The organism is Streptomyces sp. NBC_00122 (genome assembly GCF_045160845.1).
Taxonomy (GTDB): Bacteria; Actinomycetota; Actinomycetes; order Streptomycetales; family Streptomycetaceae; genus Streptomyces.
Map to the genome: position 1 here is coordinate 551,751 of NZ_CP108191.1, position 19,533 is coordinate 571,283.

21 protein-coding genes are annotated in these 19,533 nt (G+C 72.0%); 12 read left to right on the forward strand and 9 right to left on the reverse strand.

Annotated elements, in window-relative coordinates:
• Nucleotides 1-85: 85 nt before the first annotated feature.
• The 6 genes from OG737_RS02560 (at nt 86) to OG737_RS02585 (ending at nt 5,376) form a co-directional block, all read left to right on the forward strand.
• Nucleotides 86-1,324: a MurT ligase domain-containing protein gene (locus OG737_RS02560; RefSeq protein ID WP_328924494.1), complete on the forward strand. Its 1,239-nt coding sequence runs from the start codon at nt 86-88 to the stop codon at nt 1,322-1,324.
• A gap of 28 nt (nt 1,325-1,352) precedes the next feature.
• Nucleotides 1,353-2,081: a glutamine amidotransferase gene (locus OG737_RS02565; RefSeq protein WP_328924495.1), complete on the forward strand. Its 729-nt coding sequence runs from the start codon at nt 1,353-1,355 to the stop codon at nt 2,079-2,081.
• Nucleotides 2,082-2,271: 190 nt separating this feature from the next.
• A complete protein-coding gene (locus tag OG737_RS02570; RefSeq protein ID WP_328924496.1) occupies nt 2,272-3,297 on the forward strand; it encodes a 6-phosphofructokinase in 1,026 nt (341 codons plus the stop codon).
• Between the two features lie 89 nt (nt 3,298-3,386).
• Nucleotides 3,387-4,343, forward strand: coding sequence for a cytochrome c oxidase assembly protein (locus OG737_RS02575; protein WP_328924497.1), 957 nt, complete (start codon nt 3,387-3,389; stop codon nt 4,341-4,343).
• Between the two features lie 32 nt (nt 4,344-4,375).
• Nucleotides 4,376-4,534: a hypothetical protein gene (locus OG737_RS02580; RefSeq protein ID WP_030660429.1), complete on the forward strand. Its 159-nt coding sequence runs from the start codon at nt 4,376-4,378 to the stop codon at nt 4,532-4,534.
• Between the two features lie 131 nt (nt 4,535-4,665).
• Complete coding sequence (locus OG737_RS02585) at nt 4,666-5,376, forward strand: lysophospholipid acyltransferase family protein (RefSeq protein ID WP_328924498.1); 711 nt, start codon at nt 4,666-4,668, stop codon at nt 5,374-5,376.
• A gap of 55 nt (nt 5,377-5,431) precedes the next feature.
• Here the strand turns inward: OG737_RS02585 and OG737_RS02590 are convergent, their stop codons facing one another.
• From OG737_RS02590 to OG737_RS02625, 8 genes are all read right to left on the reverse strand, one after another.
• Nucleotides 5,432-7,030, reverse strand: coding sequence for an alpha/beta hydrolase (locus OG737_RS02590; protein ID WP_405922393.1), 1,599 nt, complete (start codon nt 7,028-7,030; stop codon nt 5,432-5,434).
• Between the two features lie 249 nt (nt 7,031-7,279).
• Nucleotides 7,280-8,077, reverse strand: coding sequence for an urease accessory protein UreD (locus tag OG737_RS02595; protein ID WP_328924499.1), 798 nt, complete (start codon nt 8,075-8,077; stop codon nt 7,280-7,282).
• Nucleotides 8,074-8,769 (reverse strand): urease accessory protein UreG, encoded by a 696-nt coding sequence (gene ureG / locus OG737_RS02600; RefSeq protein ID WP_328924500.1) that lies wholly within the window; start codon nt 8,767-8,769, stop codon nt 8,074-8,076. Before ureG ends, OG737_RS02595 begins: the two co-directional genes overlap by 4 nt.
• 79 nt (nt 8,770-8,848) lie before the next feature.
• Nucleotides 8,849-9,523: an urease accessory protein UreF gene (locus tag OG737_RS02605; protein ID WP_405921141.1), complete on the reverse strand. Its 675-nt coding sequence runs from the start codon at nt 9,521-9,523 to the stop codon at nt 8,849-8,851.
• A gap of 16 nt (nt 9,524-9,539) precedes the next feature.
• Nucleotides 9,540-11,261 carry an urease subunit alpha gene (locus tag OG737_RS02610; protein ID WP_405921142.1) on the reverse strand — a complete coding sequence of 574 codons (1,722 nt, stop codon included), beginning with the start codon at nt 11,259-11,261 and terminating at the stop codon, nt 9,540-9,542.
• Nucleotides 11,254-11,565 (reverse strand): urease subunit beta, encoded by a 312-nt coding sequence (locus OG737_RS02615; protein WP_328924503.1) that lies wholly within the window; start codon nt 11,563-11,565, stop codon nt 11,254-11,256. Before OG737_RS02615 ends, OG737_RS02610 begins: the two co-directional genes overlap by 8 nt.
• Before the next feature lie 14 nt (nt 11,566-11,579).
• Nucleotides 11,580-11,882 (reverse strand): urease subunit gamma, encoded by a 303-nt coding sequence (locus OG737_RS02620; protein WP_100580260.1) that lies wholly within the window; start codon nt 11,880-11,882, stop codon nt 11,580-11,582.
• Nucleotides 11,883-12,197: 315 nt separating this feature from the next.
• Nucleotides 12,198-12,647 carry an ATP-binding protein gene (locus OG737_RS02625; protein ID WP_328924504.1) on the reverse strand — a complete coding sequence of 150 codons (450 nt, stop codon included), beginning with the start codon at nt 12,645-12,647 and terminating at the stop codon, nt 12,198-12,200.
• A 197-nt stretch (nt 12,648-12,844) separates the two neighbouring features.
• Here OG737_RS02625 and OG737_RS02630 point away from each other — a divergent pair, with 197 nt between their 5' ends.
• Both OG737_RS02630 and OG737_RS02635 read left to right on the forward strand, forming a co-directional pair.
• Nucleotides 12,845-13,729, forward strand: a complete 885-nt coding sequence (locus OG737_RS02630; RefSeq protein WP_328924505.1) for a helix-turn-helix transcriptional regulator — start codon at nt 12,845-12,847, stop codon at nt 13,727-13,729.
• An 11-nt stretch (nt 13,730-13,740) separates the two neighbouring features.
• Complete coding sequence (locus OG737_RS02635; protein WP_405921143.1) at nt 13,741-13,962, forward strand: DUF397 domain-containing protein; 222 nt, start codon at nt 13,741-13,743, stop codon at nt 13,960-13,962.
• A gap of 6 nt (nt 13,963-13,968) precedes the next feature.
• Here the strand turns inward: OG737_RS02635 and OG737_RS02640 are convergent, their stop codons facing one another.
• Complete coding sequence (locus tag OG737_RS02640) at nt 13,969-15,141, reverse strand: 8-amino-7-oxononanoate synthase (RefSeq protein WP_328924507.1); 1,173 nt, start codon at nt 15,139-15,141, stop codon at nt 13,969-13,971.
• Nucleotides 15,142-15,297: 156 nt separating this feature from the next.
• On the opposite strand from OG737_RS02640, the gene bioB reads away from it, so the two are divergent.
• The 4 genes from bioB to OG737_RS02660 all read left to right on the forward strand — a co-directional run bounded on the left by bioB (nt 15,298) and on the right by OG737_RS02660 (nt 19,421).
• Nucleotides 15,298-16,545, forward strand: coding sequence for a biotin synthase BioB (gene bioB / locus OG737_RS02645; RefSeq protein ID WP_328924508.1), 1,248 nt, complete (start codon nt 15,298-15,300; stop codon nt 16,543-16,545).
• Nucleotides 16,538-17,860, forward strand: coding sequence for an adenosylmethionine--8-amino-7-oxononanoate transaminase (locus OG737_RS02650; RefSeq protein ID WP_328924509.1), 1,323 nt, complete (start codon nt 16,538-16,540; stop codon nt 17,858-17,860). Before bioB ends, OG737_RS02650 begins: the two co-directional genes overlap by 8 nt.
• A 10-nt stretch (nt 17,861-17,870) precedes the next feature.
• Nucleotides 17,871-18,632 (forward strand): dethiobiotin synthase, encoded by a 762-nt coding sequence (gene bioD / locus OG737_RS02655; RefSeq protein WP_405921144.1) that lies wholly within the window; start codon nt 17,871-17,873, stop codon nt 18,630-18,632.
• Between the two features lie 120 nt (nt 18,633-18,752).
• A complete protein-coding gene (locus tag OG737_RS02660) occupies nt 18,753-19,421 on the forward strand; it encodes a class I SAM-dependent methyltransferase (RefSeq protein ID WP_328924511.1) in 669 nt (222 codons plus the stop codon).
• Nucleotides 19,422-19,533 lie beyond the last annotated feature (112 nt).

The window sequence follows — 19,533 nt, forward strand, 5'->3', positions numbered from 1 at the left end:
TGCCGTGGCGGGGGGGCGCCGCGGTCAAGGCCCCGGCAGGTACTGGATAGGCTGGGGCCGACCGACGCAAGGAGGACAAGGGACGATGGCAGGCAACACAGAGCCGCTTTCGCCGCGGGCCAAGCTGGCCGTGACGGCGGGCAAGGCCGCGGCGGCGGTGTCGCGGGCCGCGGGACGCGGAAGCGGATCGGTGATCGGTGGCAAGGTCGCACTCAAACTCGACCCCGATCTCCTCGGAGCGCTCGCGCAGCATCTCGACGTCGTCCTCGTCTCCGCGACGAACGGCAAGACCACGACGACCCGGCTGATCGCGGAGGCCCTGCGGGCCAGCGGTCCGGTCGTCTCCAACGCGCTGGGCGCGAACATGCCGGCAGGCATCACCTCGGCACTGGCGGGCGGCTCGGACGCCAAGTACGGCGTCATCGAGGTCGACGAGAAGTACCTGGCCGGGGTGGCCCGGGACGTCACCCCCAAGGTGATCGCCCTGCTGAACCTCTCCCGCGACCAGCTGGACCGCGCCGCCGAGACGCGCATGCTCGCGGAGAAGTGGCGCGAGGGCCTGTCGGGCTCCAAGGCGGTCATCGTCGCGAACTGCGACGACCCGCTGATCGTCTGGTCCGCCTCCTCCTCCCAGAACGTGGTGTGGGTCGCGGCCGGCCAGGAGTGGAAGGACGACGCCTGGTCGTGCCCCTCCTGCGGCGGTGTCATGCAGCGCCCGGGCGACGACTGGTTCTGCGGCGAGTGCGGCTTCCGCCGCCCGGTGCCGACCTGGGTGCTCTCCGGCGACCACGTCCTGGACCCCCACGGCTCGGCCTGGCCGATCCACCTCCAGCTGCCGGGCCGCGCCAACAAGGCCAACGCCGCCACCTCGGCCGCCGTGGCCGCCGTCTTCGGCGTCCCGCCGCAGGTGGCGCTGGAGCGGATGTACCAGGTGCAGGCCGTCGCCGGCCGCTACGACGTCGTGAACTTCCAGGGCCGTGAGCTGCGGCTGCTGCTCGCGAAGAACCCGGCGGGCTGGCTCGAAACGTTTTCTCTGATCGACCCGCCGCCCACCCCGGTGATCCTCTCGGTGAACGCGCGCGGCGCCGACGGCACCGACACCTCCTGGCTGTGGGACGTGGACTACCCGCGCCTGGCCGGCCACCCGATCTTCGTGATCGGTGACCGCAAGCTGGACCTCGCGGTCCGCCTCGAGGTCGCCGGCCTGGACTTCCGGGTGTGCGAGACCCTCGACGAGGCCGTGCAGCTCGCGCCGCCCGGACAGATCGAGCTGATCGCGAACTACACCGCCTTCCAGGACGTGCGCCGCCGCGTCGGCAACTAGCCCCGTCAGAACCGCAGAGGACAAGAGCATGAGCGACAACAGCCTGCGTCTGGTGTGGGTCTACCCGGACCTGCTCAGCACGTACGGAGACCAGGGCAACGCCCTCGTGGTGGAGCGCCGGGCGCGCCAGCGCGGCCTGGACGTCCAGCGCGTGGACGTGCGCAGCGACCAGCCGATCCCCACTTCGGGCGACATCTACCTGATCGGCGGCGGTGAGGACCGGCCGCAGCGGCTGGCGGCCGAGCGCCTGCTGCGCGACGGCGGTCTGGAGCGGGCCGTCTCTAACGGGGCGATCGTCTTCTCCGTCTGCGCCGGGTACCAGATCCTCGGCAAGGAGTTCGTCAACGACATGGGCCAGCGCCAGGAGGGCCTGGGCCTGCTGGACGTCGTCACCGTGCGCGGTGAGGGCGAGCGGTGCGTCGGCGACGTCCTCGCCGACATCGACCCGCGCCTGGGCCTGCCGCAGCTGACGGGCTTCGAGAACCACCAGGGCGTCACCCACCTCGGCCCGACGGCGCGGCCGTTCGCCCGGGTGAGCATGGGCCGGGGCAACGGCACCGGCGACGGCACCGAAGGCGCCTACAACGACACCGTGTTCGGCACCTACATGCACGGCCCCGTGATGGCCCGCAACCCGCAGATCGCGGACCTGCTGCTGAAGCTGGCCCTCGACGTCAACGCGCTGCCGGCCATAGACGACCGGTGGTACGAGGCGCTGCGAGCCGAGCGCATCGCTGCGGCGACGCAGCCCGCGTAGGCGGCACGACACCAGACTTTCGGCCCGGATTCCCCTGGTGGGAACCGGGCCGACGTGCGTTCGCACCACGTTCGGGACCAGCATGTGGAGGATGGTTCAGCGACCCTCGTTCCGCTTGTAGGGTGACGTGTAGTTCCAACCGGACGACGTGGTCCGGTCGTCGGCCCACGTTGCAAAGGTCTTTCCTGCCATGCGCATAGGTGTGCTCACTTCCGGTGGCGACTGCCCCGGCCTCAATGCCGTCATCCGCTCCGTCGTGCACCGCGCCGTCGTCGACCACGGCGACGAGGTGATCGGCTTCCACGACGGCTGGAAGGGCCTCCTGGAGGCGGATTACCGCAAGCTCGACCTCGACGCCGTCGGCGGCATCCTCGCCCGCGGCGGCACCATCCTCGGCTCCTCCCGGGTCCAGCCCGCGCATCTGCGTGACGGCGTGGAGCGCGCCCGCGGCCACGTCGCGGACCTCGGTCTCGACGCGATCATCCCGATCGGCGGCGAGGGCACCCTGAAGGCGGCGAACCTGCTCTCGCAGGCCGGTCTGCCGATCGTCGGTGTCCCCAAGACCATCGACAACGACATCGCGTCCACCGACGTCACCTTCGGCTTCGACACCGCCGTCGGCGTCGCCACGGAGGCGCTGGACCGGCTCAAGACCACCGCCGAGTCCCACCAGCGCGTGATGGTCGTGGAGGTCATGGGCCGCCACACCGGGTGGATCGCCCTGCACTCGGGCATGGCGGCCGGCGCGCACGCGATCGTCGTGCCGGAGCGCCCCTTCGACATCGACGAGCTGACGGCGATCGTCGGCGAGCGCTTCTCCGCGGGCAAGCGGTTCGCGATCGTCGTGGTCGCCGAGGGCGCCAAGCCCCGCCCCGGCTCGATGAACTTCGAGCAGGGCGGAACCGACATCTACGGACACGAGCGGTTCGCCGGCATCGGCAACACGCTCGCCGTGGAACTGGAACAGCGCCTGGGCAAGGAGGCCCGGCCGGTGATCCTGGGCCACGTGCAGCGCGGCGGCACACCCACCGCGTACGACCGGGTCCTCGCGACCCGCTTCGGCTGGCACGCCGTGGAGGCCGCCCACCGCGGCGAGTTCGGCATGCTCACGGCGCTGCGCGGCACGGACATCGTGATGGTCCCGCTCGCCGAGGCGACCTCGACCCTCAAGACCGTCCCGGCCGAGCGCTACGACGAGGCTCAGACGGTTCTGTGACCGTATGCCCGTTAGTGCCGCCCCCGCGCGCAGGAGCGACCGGGGGCGGCATTACTGTGGTGCAGCGCCACAGTCAAGGGAGTGAACAGATGGACCACAGCGGGCACGGCATGGACATGAACATGGACCTGCCGCCGTTCACTCTCGGGCGCGGGCTGGAGTTCTCCTTCGACGCCTTCTTCCTCTTCGGCTCCCTGCTGGGGCTCGCCCTGTACGGGTGGGGCGTGCTGCGGCTGCGAGCACGCGGGGACGCCTGGCCGCTGGGCCGGACCATCGCCTTCACGTCGGGTGTGCTGACCGTGGCCTTGGTGATGTGCACCAAGCTGAACGACTACGGCATGGTCATGTTCAGCGTGCACATGGTCCAGCACATGGTGATCAGCATGGTCACGCCGATCCTGCTGCTCCTCGGCGCCCCGGTGACCCTGGCACTGCGCGCGTTGCCGCCCGCCGCGCGCGGCCACAAGGGGCCGCGCGAGCTCCTGCTGATGCTGCTGCACAGCCGCTACATGCGGATCATCACCCACCCGGCCTTCACGATCCCCATGTTCATCGCCAGCCTCTACGGCCTGTACTTCACCCCGCTCTTCGACTTCCTGATGGAGTCCCAGGCCGGGCACATCGCGATGATGGTGCACTTCCTCGCCGTCGGCCTGATCTTCTTCTGGCCGATCATGGGCGTGGACCCGGGCCCGCACCGCCCCGGCTACGTGATGCGGATGCTGGAGCTCTTCGCCGGCATGCCCTTCCACGCCTTCTTCGGCATCGCCCTGATGATGGCCAGCCAGCCGATGATCAAGACGTACGAGAACCCGCCGTCCTCCCTCGGCGTCGACGCGCTGCTCGACCAGCAGTGGGGCGGCGGCATCGCCTGGGCCTTCAGCGAGATCCCGTCGGTGCTGGTGCTGATCGCCCTGGTCTACCAGTGGTACCACTCCGAGCAGCGGGCGGCGAAGCGCTCCGACCGGGCCGAGGACCGCAACGGCGACCAGGAGCTGGCGGCGTACAACGCGTATCTCGCCTCCCTCCGAGCGCGTGGCCAGTAGCGGAGTACCGCCTTCGCGCGTCACCATGGGGCATGACCGGATCCGTTAAGGCGATGGCCGTGATGACCTTCGCCGCCCTGGTGGCCGTCGCCACGTATTCCGTGGTCCTCGGCAGCAACGGCTGGCTGTGGTTCGGCTGGGTCGTGCTGGGACTGCTGACCGCCGGGATGGCCGCCTCCCGCAGCTCTTGACCGAGGCCCTGTTCGATCAAGACGGTATGCGATCAAGACAGTGTGCGATCAAGGCCGTCCTCGATCTGCCGGACCCGCCCTGACTGTCCGTACGATGACCGTGACAACGGGACATCGACGGGAGCGGCCTGGTGTTCTACCACTTGCTCAAGCACGTACTGCTCGGTCCGCTGCTCAGGCTGCTGTTCAGGCCGCGGATCGAAGGCCTGGAGAACATCCCGGCGGAGGGGGCCGCGATCATCGCGGGCAACCATCTGTCCTTCTCGGACCATTTCCTGATGCCCGCGATCCTCAAGCGGCGGATCACCTTCCTCGCGAAGGCCGAGTACTTCACCGGCCCCGGGCTCAAGGGGCGGCTCACCGCCGCGTTCTTCCGCAGCGCCGGGCAGATCCCCGTGGACCGCTCCGGGAAGGACGCGGGGCGGGCGGCCCTGCGCGAGGGGCTCGGGGTGCTCGCCAAGGATGAGCTGCTGGGCATCTACCCGGAGGGCACGCGCTCGCACGACGGGCGGCTGTACAAGGGCAAGGTGGGCGTGGCCGCGATGGCCCTGGGGGCCGGGGTGCCCGTCGTACCGTGCGCGATGGTCGGCACGTTCGAGATCCAGCCGCCCGGGCAGAAGATCCCGAAGATCCGGCGGGTGACGATCCGCTTCGGCGAGCCGATGGACTTCTCCCGGTACGCGGGGCTGGAGGGCGAGCGCGCCGTCCTGCGGGCCGTCACCGACGAGATCATGTACGCGATCCTCGGACTGTCCGGCCAGGAGTACGTCGACCGGTACGCGGCCGAGGTCAAGGCCGAGGAAGAGGAGGAACGGAAGAAGGCCCGGCGCAGGTCGCGCTGAGCCTTCTCCCGTGATGTTTCCCGGGTCCTGACGGACGGGTCCTGACGGACGGGTCCTAGCGGACGGCCGGGAGCTCCTCGCGCGCCGGGTAGTCGGCACCCGCGCCGTGGTCGAGGGACTTCGCGGCGACCGGGGCGGGGGCGACCGGAGTGGCGTGCGGGGCGCACTTCACGTCCTTGGCGTCGACCTTGCCGGTCAGCAGGTAGGTGTCGACCCGCGTGTTGATGCAGGGGTTCACCAGGCTGGTGACGCCGTGCGAGCCGGCGTTCTGCTCGGTGATGAGACGCGAACCGGCCAGGCGGCGGTGCAGCTCGACCGCGCCGTCGTACGGCGTGGCCGCGTCACGCTCGGACTGGACGATCAGCACCGGCGCCAGACCGCGCTTGGCACCGACCTCGATCGGGCTGCTCTGCTTCGACTTCCAGGTCGCGCAGGGCAGGTTCATCCACGCGTTGGACCAGGTCAGGAACGGGTACTTCTGGTGCAGCTTGGAGTTGTCCCGGTCCCACTTGGCCCAGCTGGTCGGCCACTTGGCGTCGGCGCACTCGACCGCGGTGTAGACGGCGTTGCCGTTCTCGGACGCCGCGTTGCCCTTGGTGTCCGACATGTCCGGGGCGATGGCGTCGACGAGCGCCTTCTCGTCACCGGCCGCCCAGGCGGCGAAGGTCTGGGCGACGGGCACCCACGAGGAGTCGTAGTACGGAGCGCCCTGGAAGAAGCCGATGAGCTCGGCCGGGCCGACGACCCCGCCGATCGGGTTGGCCTTGGCCTTGGCGCGCAGCTCCTGGTACTTGGCCTCGACCTTGGCGCGGGTGTCGCCGAGGTGGAAGACCGCGTCGTTCTTGGCGACCCAGTCCTGCCAGTCGTTCCAGCGGGTCTGGAAGGCGACGTCCTGGCCGAGGTTGGCCTCGTACCAGATGTTGTCCTGCTCCGGGTTGACCACGCTGTCAACGATCATGCGGCGCACGTGCGTCGGGAAGAGGGTCGCGTAGACCCCGCCGATGTAGGTGCCGTAGGAGACGCCGAGGAAGTTCAGCTTCTGCTCGCCGAGGGCGGCGCGGATGACGTCGAGGTCACGCGCGGTGTTCGGCGTGGTCATGTGCGGCAGCATCTCGCCGCTGCGCTCCTTGCAGCCGTCCGCGTACTCCGCGGCGAGCTTGCGCTGGGCGCGCTTGTCGGCCTCGCTGTCCGGGACCGGGTCGGCCTTGGGCGCCTTGACGAACTCCTGCGGGTCGATGCAGGAGATGGGCGCGGAGTGGCCGACGCCGCGGGGGTCGAAGCCCACGAAGTCGTACGCCTTGGAGGCGTTGACCCACAGCGGGCTCTTGGTGGTGACCCGGCGCGGGAAGCGCATGCCGGAGCCGCCGGGGCCGCCGGGGTTGTAGACGAGCGCGCCCTGGCGCTCCTCCTTGGTGCCCGTGCTGCCGATGCGGTCGACGGCGAGCTCGATGGTCTTGCCGAACGGCTTGGTGTAGTCGAGCGGGACCTTCACCCATCCGCACTGGATGGGCTTTTCGAAGCCCCAGTCCGCGGGGCAGTCCTTCCACTCGATCCCGGTGCGGGCGGCGCGGGCGGCGGCGATCTGGACGCCCACCGCCTCCGCGGCCCCGTTGTCACGGCCGGCCGAGGCCGCCGAGGCGGACGGCGCGAGCATCAGGCCCGCCGCCAGCGTGCCGGTGATCAGTGTGGCGGCGCTCCCCAGCGCCGCGTTGCGTATCACGTGGTTGTTCCCCCTGCGTCAGTCGCCGCCGTGGGCGGCCGGATTGGTCGGTCTTCGGTCGTCGGCGTGCAGGGGGATCCTTGCGCCTTACCGTCACCCGGCAACAGAGCAGGGTCCACTTCTTTGCCAACCCGATAACCGGAGACGTGAGTACCGCTGAGCGGTGTCTGTTTCGTCCCGGAACTACCCCTGCGGCGACGGGCCGTAGGTGCGTTCGGCCACGTCCAGCAGCTCCCGCAGCCGCAGGGCGTCCGGGGCCATGGCCGTCACGAGGACGGCCGGGCCGGCCAGCGGCGTGGCCACGGCGAACTCCCCCAGCACCGCCGCCGGGGGCGGGGCCTGGGCGAAGGCGGGGTCGACGACCAGGAGTTGGCCGAGCGCCCGGTGCCCGGCGAGTCCGGCCGGGCCGTCCCAGCCACCGGGCGCGCCGGGGCCGCAGGCGAGCTCCTGGTCCAGGAGCGGCCGCCCGCCGCGGGTGGCGGTGAGCCGGCTGCGCAGCAGGCCCGGGTCCTCCCCCCAGCGTCCGAGGACCTGTTCCTCGCGCAGCACCAGGTGCGCGGTCGGCGCCAGTTGGACCCGCGTCCGCACCCGCAGGTCGCTGCCGCGCACGGAGACCAGCGGCTCCGGCAGCCACCGCACCGACGCGCCGTCCTCCAGGGTCAGGTGTACGTCGTACCGTGCGGGCTCGCCGCCCCGGCCGGGCAGCGCGAGGGTCGCCGCCGCCGAGGCGAGGGCGAGGTGCGCTCCGGGTCCGGCGGCGGCCTCGACGGTGAGGTGGTCCCCGCCCAGCGGGGCGCTCATGGCGCCGACCAGCATGACCCCGGCCTCGGTGGCGGTCCCCCGGGTGCGGCGCAGGGCGAGCGGCCCTTCCCCGGCGAGCAGCGGCAGCGCGGTCCCGCCCCGCCCGTCGGCGACGGCGCGGATGCGGGCGGTGGCCCGCAGGCCCGCAGGGGGCAGGGTGACGGGAGGCGCGCCGGTCACCGTACGGCCCAGGCGGCGATCCGCTCGCGCACCCAGGCGGCCACCGGGGCCACGCCCTCGGGGCTGCGCAGCGACTGGAAGGCGACGGGCAGTTCACCGCGCTGCTCGGCGGCGTCGCGGGCCATCCGGCCGAGGTCGGAGCCGACGTGGGGGGCGAGGTCGGTCTTGTTGACGACGAGGAGGTCGGCGGTGGTGACGCCGGGGCCGCCCTTGCGCGGGATGTCGTCCCCGCCGGCCACGTCGATGACGAAGATCTGGGCGTCGACGAGACCCCGCGAGAAGGTGGCGGTCAGGTTGTCCCCGCCCGACTCGACGAGGATCAGGTCGAGCGGGCCGCTCTGCCGGAAGGCGTCCTCCAGTTCCTCGACGGCCTCCAGGTTGGCGGAGATGTCGTCGCGGATGGCGGTGTGCGGACAGGCCCCGGTCTCGACGGCGGCGATCCGCTCGGGGGGCAGGACGGCCTCGCGGAGCAGGAACTCGGCGTCCTCACGCGTGTAGATGTCGTTGGTCACGACGGCCATGGACAGTTCGGCGCGCAGGGCACGGCACAGGGCGGCGACGGTGGCGGTCTTGCCGGAGCCGACGGGTCCGCCGAGTCCGATGCGCAGGGCGCGCCGGGTGCCGTCGGGGCGGACCGGTTCGGCGCTGTGGGTGTGGCGGTGCGGGTAGGTGACACCGTGGTCGAGGTGCATGGGGTTCTCCTTGGGGGGCTTGGTGGCCGGCCGGCGCTCAGGAGCCGGTTCGGGGCGCTCAGGAGGCGGTTCGCGGCGCTCAGGAGGCGAAGAGGCGGACCGGCCAGTCGGCATGGACCTCTGCCGCGATCTCCAGCAGGGGCGAGGAGGTCGCGGGCAGGGCTTCCACGCCCTCAGTGAGGGCCCGTCGGGCGGCTTCGGCCGCCCGGGCCGCGACGGCGTCGAGTTCGGGGGCGAGACGGGCCAGGACCCCGCTCGCCTCGAAGGGGTCGAGGCCCAGCAGCCGCACGGTCGCGGTCGCGGGGCCGCCGACCGCCTCGTACGCCGCCACCTGCGCGGCGTCGGACGGCCCGAGCCCGGCCGCCCGGGCGGTGAGGCCGAGCACGACGGGCTGGTGGGCGCCGCGCGGGAACGCGGCGGCCAGCGCCCCCAGTTCGGGGCCGGGCCAGGTGGCCCGGGCGGCCCGCAGCAGCTGGCGGCCCAGCCGCCGTGCGGCGGTGCGCAGGGCGGGCGAGGGGGTTCGCGCGTCGGCCGCGGCGTCGAGCTCCGCCGGATCGATCCCGAGGGCGGCGGCCGCGGCGAGCGCGGCGGCGGTGAGTCCGGCGGTGTGCAGCCGGCCCCGGCAGAAGTCCTCCAGGGTGGCGGCGTCGTGGATCCGGCCGGCCTTGCAGGCCGCCTCGGCCCCGCCGGAGTGCGCGTGGCCCCCGGCGGGGAAGCGGCCGTCGGCGAGGACGAGCAGCGCGGCGAGGCTCATCGGAAGAGACCTTCCATCAGAAGAGGAAGTATCTCTGGGCCATGGGCAGTTCGGCCGCCGGCGCGGGTTCCACGGCCTCGCCGTCGATGGTGACCGTGAAGGTGTCGGCGTCCACCTCTACCCGGGGCATGGCGTCGTTGTTGCGCATGTCCGCCTTGCCGACCTTGCGGGTGTTCTCGATGGCCACGAAGGCCTTGCCGAGGCCGAGCCGGTCGGGCAGTCCGTCGTCGAGCGCGGCCTGCGCGGTGAAGTTCAGCGAGTTCAGGGCGGGCGCACGGCCGTGGCTGCCGAACATCGGGCGGGGCAGCACCGGCTGCGGGGTCGGGATGGAGGCGTTGGCGTCGCCCATCTGCGCGTAGGCGATCTGGCCGCCCTTGATGACCAGTTCGGGCTTGACCCCGAAGAAGGCGGGGCTCCACAGCACCAGGTCGGCGAGTTTGCCGGTCTCGACGGAGCCGATCTCACGGGCCAGCCCCTGGGCGACGGCGGGGTTGATCGTGTACTTGGCGACGTAGCGACGGGCGCGGTGGTTGTCGGCGGGGCCGTCGCCGGGGAGGAAGCCGCGCCGCTTCTTCATCACGTGGGCGGTCTGCCAGGTGCGCAGGACGACCTCGCCGACCCGGCCCATGGCCTGGGAGTCGGAGGAGATGATCGAGATGGCTCCGAGGTCGTGCAGGACGTCCTCGGCGGCGATGGTCGAGGGCCGGATCCGGGACTCGGCGAAGGCGAGGTCCTCGGGGACGGCCGGGTTGAGGTGGTGGCAGACCATCAGCATGTCGAGGTGTTCCTCGGCGGTGTTGACGGTGTGCGGCCGGGTGGGGTTGGTGGAGCTCGGCAGTATGTTGGGCTCGGAGACCACGGTGATGATGTCGGGGGCGTGACCGCCGCCCGCGCCCTCGGTGTGGTACGAGTGGATGGTCCGCCCGGCGATGGCGGCGAGCGTGTCGCCGACGAATCCGGCCTCGTTGAGGGTGTCCGTGTGGATGGCGACCTGGGCGCCGGTCTCGTCACAGACGCTCAGGCAGGCGTCGATGACGGCGGGGGTGGATCCCCAGTCCTCGTGGATCTTGAAGCCGAGGGCTCCGCCGCGCAGCTGGGAGTGCATGGCCTCGCGGGACATGGTGTTGCCCTTGCCGAGGAGGCCGATGTTGACGGGGTAGGCCTCCAGCGCCGCGAACATCCGGGCCAGGTGCCAGGGTCCGGGAGTGACGGTGGTGGCCTTGGTGCCCTCGGCCGGTCCGGTGCCGCCGCCGACCAGGGTGGTGATGCCGGAGGCCAGGGCCTCGTCGATGACCGTCGGCGAGATGAAGTGCACGTGGGCGTCGATGGCCCCGGCCGTGACGATCTTCCCGTTGCCCGCGATGATCTCGGTCTCGGGGCCGATGACGAGGGCCGGGTCCACCCCGTCCATGGTGTCGGGATTGCCGGCCTTGCCGATGCCGCAGATCCGGCCGTCGCGGAGGCCGACGTCGGCCTTGACGATGCCCCAGTGGTCGAGCACGACCACCCCGGTGATCACGGTGTCGGGCGCGCCCTCGGCCCGGGTGGTGCGGGCCTGTCCCATGGATTCGCGGATCACCTTGCCGCCGCCGAAGACGGCCTCGTCGCCGGCCCGTCCGGGGCCGCCGCTGAGGTCCTGCTCGATCTCGACGAAGAGGTCGGTGTCGGCCAGCCGGATCCGGTCACCCGTCGTCGGCCCGAAAAGGTCGGCGTACACCTGGCGGGAGAGCTCAGCCATCGAGCGGCCCTCCGGTCTCCCCGCGCAGTCCCGGTACGGTGCGCGAGCCCGCGAGCGGTACGAGTTCCACCGCGACCGGGATGCCCGGCTCGAAGCGCACGGCGGTGCCGGCGGCGATGTTGAGCCGCAGTCCGCGGGCGGCGCGGCGGTCGAAGTCGAGGCCGGGGTTGGCCTCGGCGAAGTGGTAGTGGGAGCCGACCTGGACGGGCCGGTCGGCGGCGTTGAGCACGGTGAGGCGGGTGACGGGGCGGCCCTCGTTGAGGAGCACCGGGCCGTCCCCGTAGGCGATTTCGCCGGGGATCATGCGGGCACTCCCCTTCAGACGATCGGGTCGTGGACGGTGACGAGTTTGGTGCCGTCCGGGAAGGTGGCCTCGACCTGGACGTCGTGGATCATCTCGGGGATCCCCTCCATGACGTCCTCGCGGCCGAGCACGGTGCGGCCGGAGGCCATGAGCTCGGCCACGGTCCGCCCGTCGCGGGCGCCTTCGAGGATGTGCGAGGTGATCAGGGCGATCGCCTCGGGGTGGTTGAGGCGCACCCCTCGCGCTTTCCGCTTCTCGGCCACGTCGGCCGCCACGTGGATGAGCAGTCTCTCCTGCTCATGCGGTGTCAGTTGCACAGGTATCACCAAGCTTCCGGGACAAGATCAACAGCGCGCCGGGGCGACCCTACTGGCCGTCAACACTTTGTTGACCTGCGCATATCCGAGCCAAGCGTGTCTTGCCCAACACAGGGAAAGGCTTTCCGTCCCGACCACCGCAGCTTTACCGGATCATGGGCGGTGATTGGCGGACGAACGTGGCGCCACGCTAGGCGCCGCGCTTTTCCGTTGCGTTAACCCACGTTTCGGGAAGGCACCCGGTTCATCCCACGGGCCCCCGGATCCTGATTCCGTATACGGCTGCGACTGCGACTGCGGCTGCGGTCGCGGAACTCAGCAGCCCGTGACACTCCTGGCCGGGGCCCCGGCCGTCCAGGGCAGCGCGATCCAGACCGTCTTGCCCCCGTCCTCGGTGGGGGTGACCGAGAGCCGGCCGCCCGCTTCCGCGGTGAGCCAGCGGATGATGACCATGCCCCGGCCGTTGTCCTGCTGGACCGCCGCCGGGAGCCGCTTGGGCCAGCGCGGGTGGCTGTCGGTCACGCCGACGCGCAGCCATTCCTCGCGCTCCAGCCGGACGTCGACGGTGAAGGTGGGCGACTGGCCGAACGTGTGCTGCACGGCGTTGGTGGCGAGCTCCGAGACGATCAGCCGGACGCTGTCCGCGGTCTCGGTGTCGTCGGGCAGTCCCCATTCGCCCAGCACCTCCGCGACGTAGCGGCGGGCGGTGGCGACCGAGGCGGGATCGCTCGGCAGAGTGACGGATGCTTCCTGGTGGTCTGCCATGGCGACGGTCCCTTTCCCACCGGGGTCGAGCCGCCCCGGATCTGCGCTGGACGCCAGAGTGCCACCCATCGTGCCGCCGTTTGCGCCGATCCCCCAAGATATGCATATATCTGTCGCTCAATGCGGTGAACTCTGCTACGGAAGAGCGTATTTGGACGGCAGACTGGTGCGAGCTGTGCCGGTGGAAGGAGGCGGGTATGCAGCATGGTCCCGCGGTGCGTCGGCGCAAGCTCGGCGAGGAACTGCGCGCCCTGCGCGACCGGACCGGTCTCACCAGCGGTGAGGCCGCCCGGATCGTGGGATGGCACCAGTCGAAGATCAGCCGCATCGAGACGGGGCGCAGCGGGGTCAAGCCGGAGGACATCCGCCTGCTCCTCGACGCCTACGGGGAGCTCGTGAGCCCGGAGCAGCGCGCGCTGCTGGAGGCACTGTCGGCCTCGGCGGCCGGCCCGGGCCCCGGGGCCGACACCGGGCGGGGCCGACAGTGGTGGCACGACTACCGGGGGCTGCTGCCGCAGGAGTACCGGGACTTCATCAGCCTGGAGGCGGGCGCCCGGGCGGCGCGCACGGTGGAACTGTCCGTGGTTCCCGGGCTGTTGCAGACACCGGAGTACGCGCGGGCGGTCACGCGGGCCGCGCTGGGCGGGCTGCCGGAGCCGAAGGTGGACGCGCTGGTCGACGTACGGCTGGCACGGCAGGCGGTGCTGCGGGCCGATCCGCCGCTGGAGCTGAGCGCCGTACTGGACGAGGCGGTGCTGCGTCGGCAGATCGGCGGACCCGGGGTGATGGCGGAGCAGCTGAGACACCTGGTGCAGGTGGGGCGGCTGCCTCAAGTTCGGCTACAGGTGCTGCCGTTCAGCGTGGGGGGTCATCTCGGCCTCACCGGACCGTTCGTCATCTTCTCATTTCCGAACATCGCCGATCTGGATGTGGTGGTACTCGACCATTTGACGAGTAGCCTCTATCTGGAGCGGAAGGAAGACCTTGAGGCGTACAGCGCCGCGTTCCGTGCCATTCAGGCGCACGCCCTCCCGCCCCAGGACTCGTCGGATCTCATCAGCTCACTTGCTGACGACGCGTAAGGAGGCACCCCGTGTCCGCAACCCCCTTATCCACCAGCGGACTTCTGATCAGCGCGCGATGGCGGCGGAGCAGCCGCAGTACCGGAATGAACAACTGCGTGGAAGCGGCCGTCCTCGGTGGCGGCCTGCTGGCCGTCCGCGACTCCAAGCGGACGGACGGCCCGGCCGTGCTCTTCACCGGGCCGGCCTGGGACGGTTTCCTCGCCAAGGTCCGGGCGGACCTGCTCCCGTAACGCCGCCTACCGGTCCGTGGCTCCGGCGGGTGCGGTCGCAAGGATCGTCCCCACAGCCCGGTCGATCTCGTCCCCCGTGAGATCGGCCCGTGCGGTCAGCCGCAGCCGGGAGATACCGTCCGGCACGGACGGCGGCCGGAAGCACCCCACGGACAGACCCGCCTCGCGGCAGTCGGCGGCCCAGCGCAGTGCCGCCGAAGCCGACGGGGCCCGTACCGACACCACGGCCGCGTCCGGCCGGGCCGCGGTCAGGCCGGACGCGGTGAGCCGCTCGTACAGCTGGGCGGCCACCTCGCGGGCGCGGGCGGCTCGTTCCGGTTCCCGCTGGAGCAGGCGCAGGCTCGCCAGGGCCGCGCCCGCGGCGGCCGGGGCCAGCCCGGTGTCGAAGATGAAGGTCCGCGCCGTGTTGATCAGGTGCCGGATCACCTTGGCCGGGCCGAGTACGGCCCCGCCCTGGCTGCCCATCGACTTCGAGAGGGTGAGGGTGGCGACCACACCGGGCGCGCCCGCGAGTCCGGCGGCGTGCAGCGCGCCGCGGCCGCCCTCCCCCAGCACGCCCAGGCCGTGCGCGTCGTCCACGACCAGGGCCGCGCCCTCCTCCCGGCAGGCGGCTGCGTACCCGGCCAGCGGTGCGGCGTCCCCGTCCACGGAGAACACCGAGTCGGTGACCAGCAGCGCCCGGCCCTCGTGCGCGGCGAGCGTCTTGCGCGCGGAGTCCGGGTCGGAGTGCGGGATCACGGCGATCTCGGCGCGCGAGAGACGGCAGCCGTCCACGATCGAGGCGTGGTTCCCCGCGTCGGAGGCGACCAGCGTGCCCCGGTCGCTGAGCGCGGTGACCGCGGCGAGGTTGGCCGCGTACCCGGAGGAGAGGACGAGCGCGGCCTCGAATCCGCAGAAGGCGGCGAGCTCCCGCTCGAGCTCCGCATGAAGCTCGGTCGTGCCCGTCACGAGGCGGGAACCGGTGGCTCCGCCTCCCCATCGCCCAGCCGCGTCCCGTGCGCCCCGGACGGTCTCGGGGTGCCGGGTCAGACCGAGGTAGTCGTTGCTCGCGAGGTCCAGCAGCGGCGACGACTCCGGTCGCGGGCGCAGCGTACGGACCAGTCCGGCCTGTTCACGGGCGCTCTCCGCGGCATCGATCCAGGAGAAGACATCCACGGGATCGGGAGTGTGCTGGGGCATCGGCAGGTCCTCGTGTTTTGTCGGCAGTCCACAGACCTGCCCGACCCTAGCTGCCGTGACTCCTGTGTCAGGTGTGGTGATACACACACACCCATCCGGCCATGTTGTGCGATCTCTCCTTGGCCGGGAGTGGTCGTGTGGGACAGGATCGGATTCATGGACCTGCTGAACACCCTGGTGGACAAGGGGCTGCGGCGCGAGCTGCCGACCCGCGAAGAAGCGCTCGCCGTACTGGCGACTTCCGACGACGAACTGCTCGACGTGGTGGCCGCTGCCGGCAAGGTGCGCCGCCAGTGGTTCGGGCGTCGGGTGAAGCTGAACTACCTGGTCAATCTGAAGTCGGGCCTGTGCCCGGAGGACTGCTCCTACTGTTCCCAGCGCCTGGGCTCCAAGGCCGAGATCCTCAAGTACACGTGGCTGAAGCCGGAGGAGGCCTCCCAGGCCGCGGCCGCCGGTGTCGCGGGCGGGGCGAAGCGGGTCTGCCTGGTCGCGAGCGGCCGCGGGCCGACGGACCGGGACGTGGACCGCGTCGGCAAGACGATCGCCGCGATCAAGGAGCAGAACGAGGGCATCGAGGTCTGCGCCTGCCTGGGCCTGCTCTCCGACGGCCAGGCCGAGCGGCTGCGCGACGCGGGCGCGGACGCCTACAACCACAACCTCAACACCTCCGAGGCCACGTACGGGCAGATCACCAAGACCCACACCTACGCGGACCGGGTCGACACGGTGCAAAAGGCGCACGCCGCCGGCCTGTCGGCCTGCTCCGGTCTGATCGCGGGCATGGGCGAGAGCGACGAGGACCTCGTCGACGTCGTCTACTCGCTGCGCGAGCTGGACTCGGATTCGGTGCCGGTCAACTTCCTGATCCCGTTCGAGGGCACCCCGCTCGCCAAGGAGTGGAACCTCACCCCGCAGCGCGCCCTGCGGATCCTCGCGATGGTCCGGTTCGTCTGCCCCGACGTCGAGGTCCGCCTCGCGGGCGGCCGCGAGGTGCACCTGCGCTCGATGCAGCCGCTGGCCCTGCACATCGTCAACTCGATCTTCCTCGGCGACTACCTCACCAGTGAGGGCCAGGCCGGCCAGGTCGACCTCGACATGATCGCGGACGCCGGTTTCGAGGTGGAGGGCGCCGGTACGTCGACCCTGCCCGCGCACCGCTCCGACGTGGCGGCCGCGGCCACCGGCGGAGGCTGCGGTTCGCACTCCAGTGCCGCCTCGGTCTGCGGCTCGGCCGGTTCCGCCGACCCCGCCGGGGACGCCGGCTGCGGCTCGGCCTGCGGCGGTTGCTCCGGTCACGCGCACGCGGCGCCCGTGGCGGCGCAGGCGGATGCCGGTGAGGTCCGCTCGGACCTGGTGGCGGTGCGCCGCCGCGGAGCGGGGACGGACATCGCCCCCAATGCCTGATCAGATCCGGCCTCCGTCGTCCGGCGCGGAACTGCTCGCGCTGGACCGGCAGCACGTCTGGCACCCGTACGGCCCGATGCCCGGCCGACAGGAGCCGCTGGTCATCGCCTCCGCCTCGGGGGTACGGCTGCGGCTCGCCGACCCGTCCCAGGGACAGGGCCACGACGAGCTGGTCGACGGCATGTCCTCCTGGTGGTCGGCGATCCACGGCTACAACCACCCGGTGCTGAACGAGGCCGCGACCGCGCAGCTGGGCCTCATGTCACACGTGATGTTCGGGGGGCTCACCCATGAGCCCGCCGTCCGGCTCGCCGCGAAGCTCGTCGAGATCACCCCGCCGGGACTGGAGCACGTCTTCCTCTGCGACTCGGGCTCGGTGTCCGTCGAGGTCGCGGTCAAGATGTGCCTGCAGTACTGGCGTTCACTCGGGCGGACGGGCAAGACCCGGCTGCTGACCTGGCGCGGCGGCTACCACGGGGACACCTGGCAGCCGATGGCAGTCTGCGACCCCCAGGGCGGCATGCACGAGCTGTGGCAGGGTCACCTGCCGCGGCAGGTCTTCGCGGACGCGCCGCCCGACGGCTTCGACGCCCCGGTGGACCCGGCGTACGCCGACCACCTGCGCTCCCTGATCGCCGCGCACGCCGACGAGCTGGCCGCCGTCATCGTGGAGCCGGTGGTGCAGGGAGCGGGCGGCATGCGCTTCCACAACCCGGGCTACCTGCGGGTGCTGCGCGAGTTGTGCGACGAGTACGGCGTGCTCCTCATCCTCGACGAGATCGCGACGGGCTTCGGCCGCACCGGAGCGCTCTTCGCCGCGGACCACGCGGGGATCACCCCGGACGTGATGTGCCTGGGCAAGTCGCTGACGGGCGGTTACCTCACGCTGGCGGCGACCCTGTGCACGGCCCGGGTCGCCGACGGCATCTCCCAGGGCGAGGTGCCGGTGCTGGCGCACGGGCCGACCTTCATGGGCAACCCCCTGGCGACGGCCGTGGCGCTGGCCTCGGTCGAGCTGCTGCTCGGCCAGGACTGGGCGACCGAGGTCAAGCGGATCGAGGCGGGCCTGCGCGAAGGCCTGGCGGCCGCGGCCGGGCAGCCCGGCGTACGGGACGTACGGGTCCTCGGCGCGATCGGCGTGGTGCAGCTGGACCACGAGGTCGACGTGGAGGCCGCCACCAGGGCGGCGGTGCGCGAGGGCGTGTGGGTGCGGCCCTTCCGGGACCTGATCTACGTGATGCCGCCGTTCGTCACGGGCGACACCGATGTGGCCCGGATCTGCCGCGCTGTGGTCGCGGCGGCGCAGGAAGGCTGAGAAGACCGACATGTCCGTAGTGATCGTGTCCGGCACGGGCACGGAGATCGGCAAGACCGTCGTCACGGCGGCGATCGCGGCCGCCGCGGTGGCGGCCGGCCGCTCGGTGGCGGTGCTCAAGCCCGCCCAGACGGGCGTGGGCCCGGCCGAACCGGGGGACGCCGCGGAGGTGGTCCGGCTGGCCGGCTCCTCCGTCACGGCGGTGGAACTGGCACGCTATCCGGAGCCGTTGGCCCCGGACACGGCAGCGCGTCGCGCGGGCCTGCCCACGGTCTCCCCGGCCGCTGTCGCGGAGGCGGCGAACCGGCTCGCCCTCTCCCACGACCTGGTCCTGGTGGAGGGCGCGGGCGGGCTGCTCGTCCGCTTCGACGAGGAGGGCCACACCCTGGCCGACGCGGCAGGTCTGCTCGGCGCCCCGACCCTGCTCGTCGCCCCGGCGGGACTGGGCACCCTCAACTCCACCACCCTGTCGGCGGAAGCCCTGCGGGCCCGGGGCCTGACCGCGCTGGGCGTGGTGGTCGGCAGCTGGCCGGCCGCCCCGGACCTGGCCTCCCGCTGCAATCTGGCGGACCTCCCGAAGTCCTCGGGCCTCCCCCTGCTGGGCGCGGTCCCGGCAGGCTCGGGCGCCCTCCCCCCACCCCGGTTCCGCACCGCGGCTCCGACCTGGCTCTCCCCCACCCTCGCGGGCACGTGGTCCCCGGAACCCTTCCTGGCCACCTGGGCCCCGTCGGCCTTCGCCCCGACCGCGCCAGCCGGCCCAGCCGGCGATTGAGAGGGGTGTCCCCCGGACGGGGTCCGGGGGACACCCCTCCACACCTGAAGGGTGAGCGCGAGCGAACGGGGCACGCTGGGAGTACGGCTACGTACGCCACCCCCGCGCCGGAGGTCCGCCATGCTGCCGCGCCGCCGCACCGCTCCGCCCCACGACCCCGTCCACCACCCGCTCTTCGCCCGCGTCTACGCCCGCGCCAGCGAAGCCGCCGAGACCCGCGGCATCGCCGCCCTGCGCACCGAACTCCTCCACGGGGTGACCGGCCGCGTCATCGAGATCGGTGCCGGGAACGGCCTGAACTTCGCGCACTACCCGCGCGCCGTCTCCGAGGTCGTCGCCGTCGAACCGGAGCGCACCCTGCGCCGCCGCGCGGCCACGGCCGCCCTGCGCGCCGAGGTCCCCGTGGACATCGTGCCCGGCGCCGCGGAGGCCCTCCCGGTCAAGAGCGAGGCCTTCGACGCAGCCGTCGCCTCATTGGTGCTGTGCACCGTCCGGGACCTGCCCCGCTCCCTCGCCGAGCTGCACCGCGTGCTCCGCCCCGACGCCGAGCTGCGCTTCTTCGAGCACGGCCTCGCCCCCGGCCCCGGCATGGCCGCCGTCCAGCGCGCATTGGACCGTACCGTCTGGCCCTTCCTGTTCGGCGGCTGCCACACGGCCCGCGACCCGCTCGCCGCGGTCGAGGCGGCCGGTTTCCGGATCGTCTCGCAGCGCAGCTTCCGGCTGCCCGAGCGCGGCCCGGCCTTCCCCACCTCCTACTGCGTCATCGGATCGGCCCGCCGAGTGGCGTGACCCGGCGCGCCGGCCGTTCCCGGGTCGCTCGCGCGGAAGCGCTCGACCCCCGCGGGATCGTCGCCGATACTCGTTCCCTCCGCGGCGGTCTTCCAGAACCGCCATCCGGCCC

Coding starts and splice junctions, on each gene's coding strand:
- OG737_RS02560 (WP_328924494.1), top strand. CDS start 86: ATGGCAGGCAACACAGAGCCGCTTTCGCCGCGGGCCAAGCTGGCCGTG.
- OG737_RS02565 (WP_328924495.1), top strand. CDS start 1,353: ATGAGCGACAACAGCCTGCGTCTGGTGTGGGTCTACCCGGACCTGCTC.
- OG737_RS02570 (WP_328924496.1), top strand. CDS start 2,272: ATGCGCATAGGTGTGCTCACTTCCGGTGGCGACTGCCCCGGCCTCAAT.
- OG737_RS02575 (WP_328924497.1), top strand. CDS start 3,387: ATGGACCACAGCGGGCACGGCATGGACATGAACATGGACCTGCCGCCG.
- OG737_RS02580 (WP_030660429.1), top strand. CDS start 4,376: ATGACCGGATCCGTTAAGGCGATGGCCGTGATGACCTTCGCCGCCCTG.
- OG737_RS02590 (WP_405922393.1), bottom strand. CDS start 7,030: ATGCTCGCGCCGTCCGCCTCGGCGGCCTCGGCCGGCCGTGACAACGGG.
- ureG (WP_328924500.1), bottom strand. CDS start 8,769: ATGCACCTCGACCACGGTGTCACCTACCCGCACCGCCACACCCACAGC.
- OG737_RS02605 (WP_405921141.1), bottom strand. CDS start 9,523: ATGAGCCTCGCCGCGCTGCTCGTCCTCGCCGACGGCCGCTTCCCCGCC.
- OG737_RS02610 (WP_405921142.1), bottom strand. CDS start 11,261: ATGGCTGAGCTCTCCCGCCAGGTGTACGCCGACCTTTTCGGGCCGACG.
- OG737_RS02615 (WP_328924503.1), bottom strand. CDS start 11,565: ATGATCCCCGGCGAAATCGCCTACGGGGACGGCCCGGTGCTCCTCAAC.
- OG737_RS02625 (WP_328924504.1), bottom strand. CDS start 12,647: ATGGCAGACCACCAGGAAGCATCCGTCACTCTGCCGAGCGATCCCGCC.
- OG737_RS02630 (WP_328924505.1), top strand. CDS start 12,845: ATGCAGCATGGTCCCGCGGTGCGTCGGCGCAAGCTCGGCGAGGAACTG.
- OG737_RS02640 (WP_328924507.1), bottom strand. CDS start 15,141: ATGCCCCAGCACACTCCCGATCCCGTGGATGTCTTCTCCTGGATCGAT.
- bioB (WP_328924508.1), top strand. CDS start 15,298: ATGGACCTGCTGAACACCCTGGTGGACAAGGGGCTGCGGCGCGAGCTG.
- OG737_RS02650 (WP_328924509.1), top strand. CDS start 16,538: ATGCCTGATCAGATCCGGCCTCCGTCGTCCGGCGCGGAACTGCTCGCG.
- bioD (WP_405921144.1), top strand. CDS start 17,871: ATGTCCGTAGTGATCGTGTCCGGCACGGGCACGGAGATCGGCAAGACC.
- OG737_RS02660 (WP_328924511.1), top strand. CDS start 18,753: ATGCTGCCGCGCCGCCGCACCGCTCCGCCCCACGACCCCGTCCACCAC.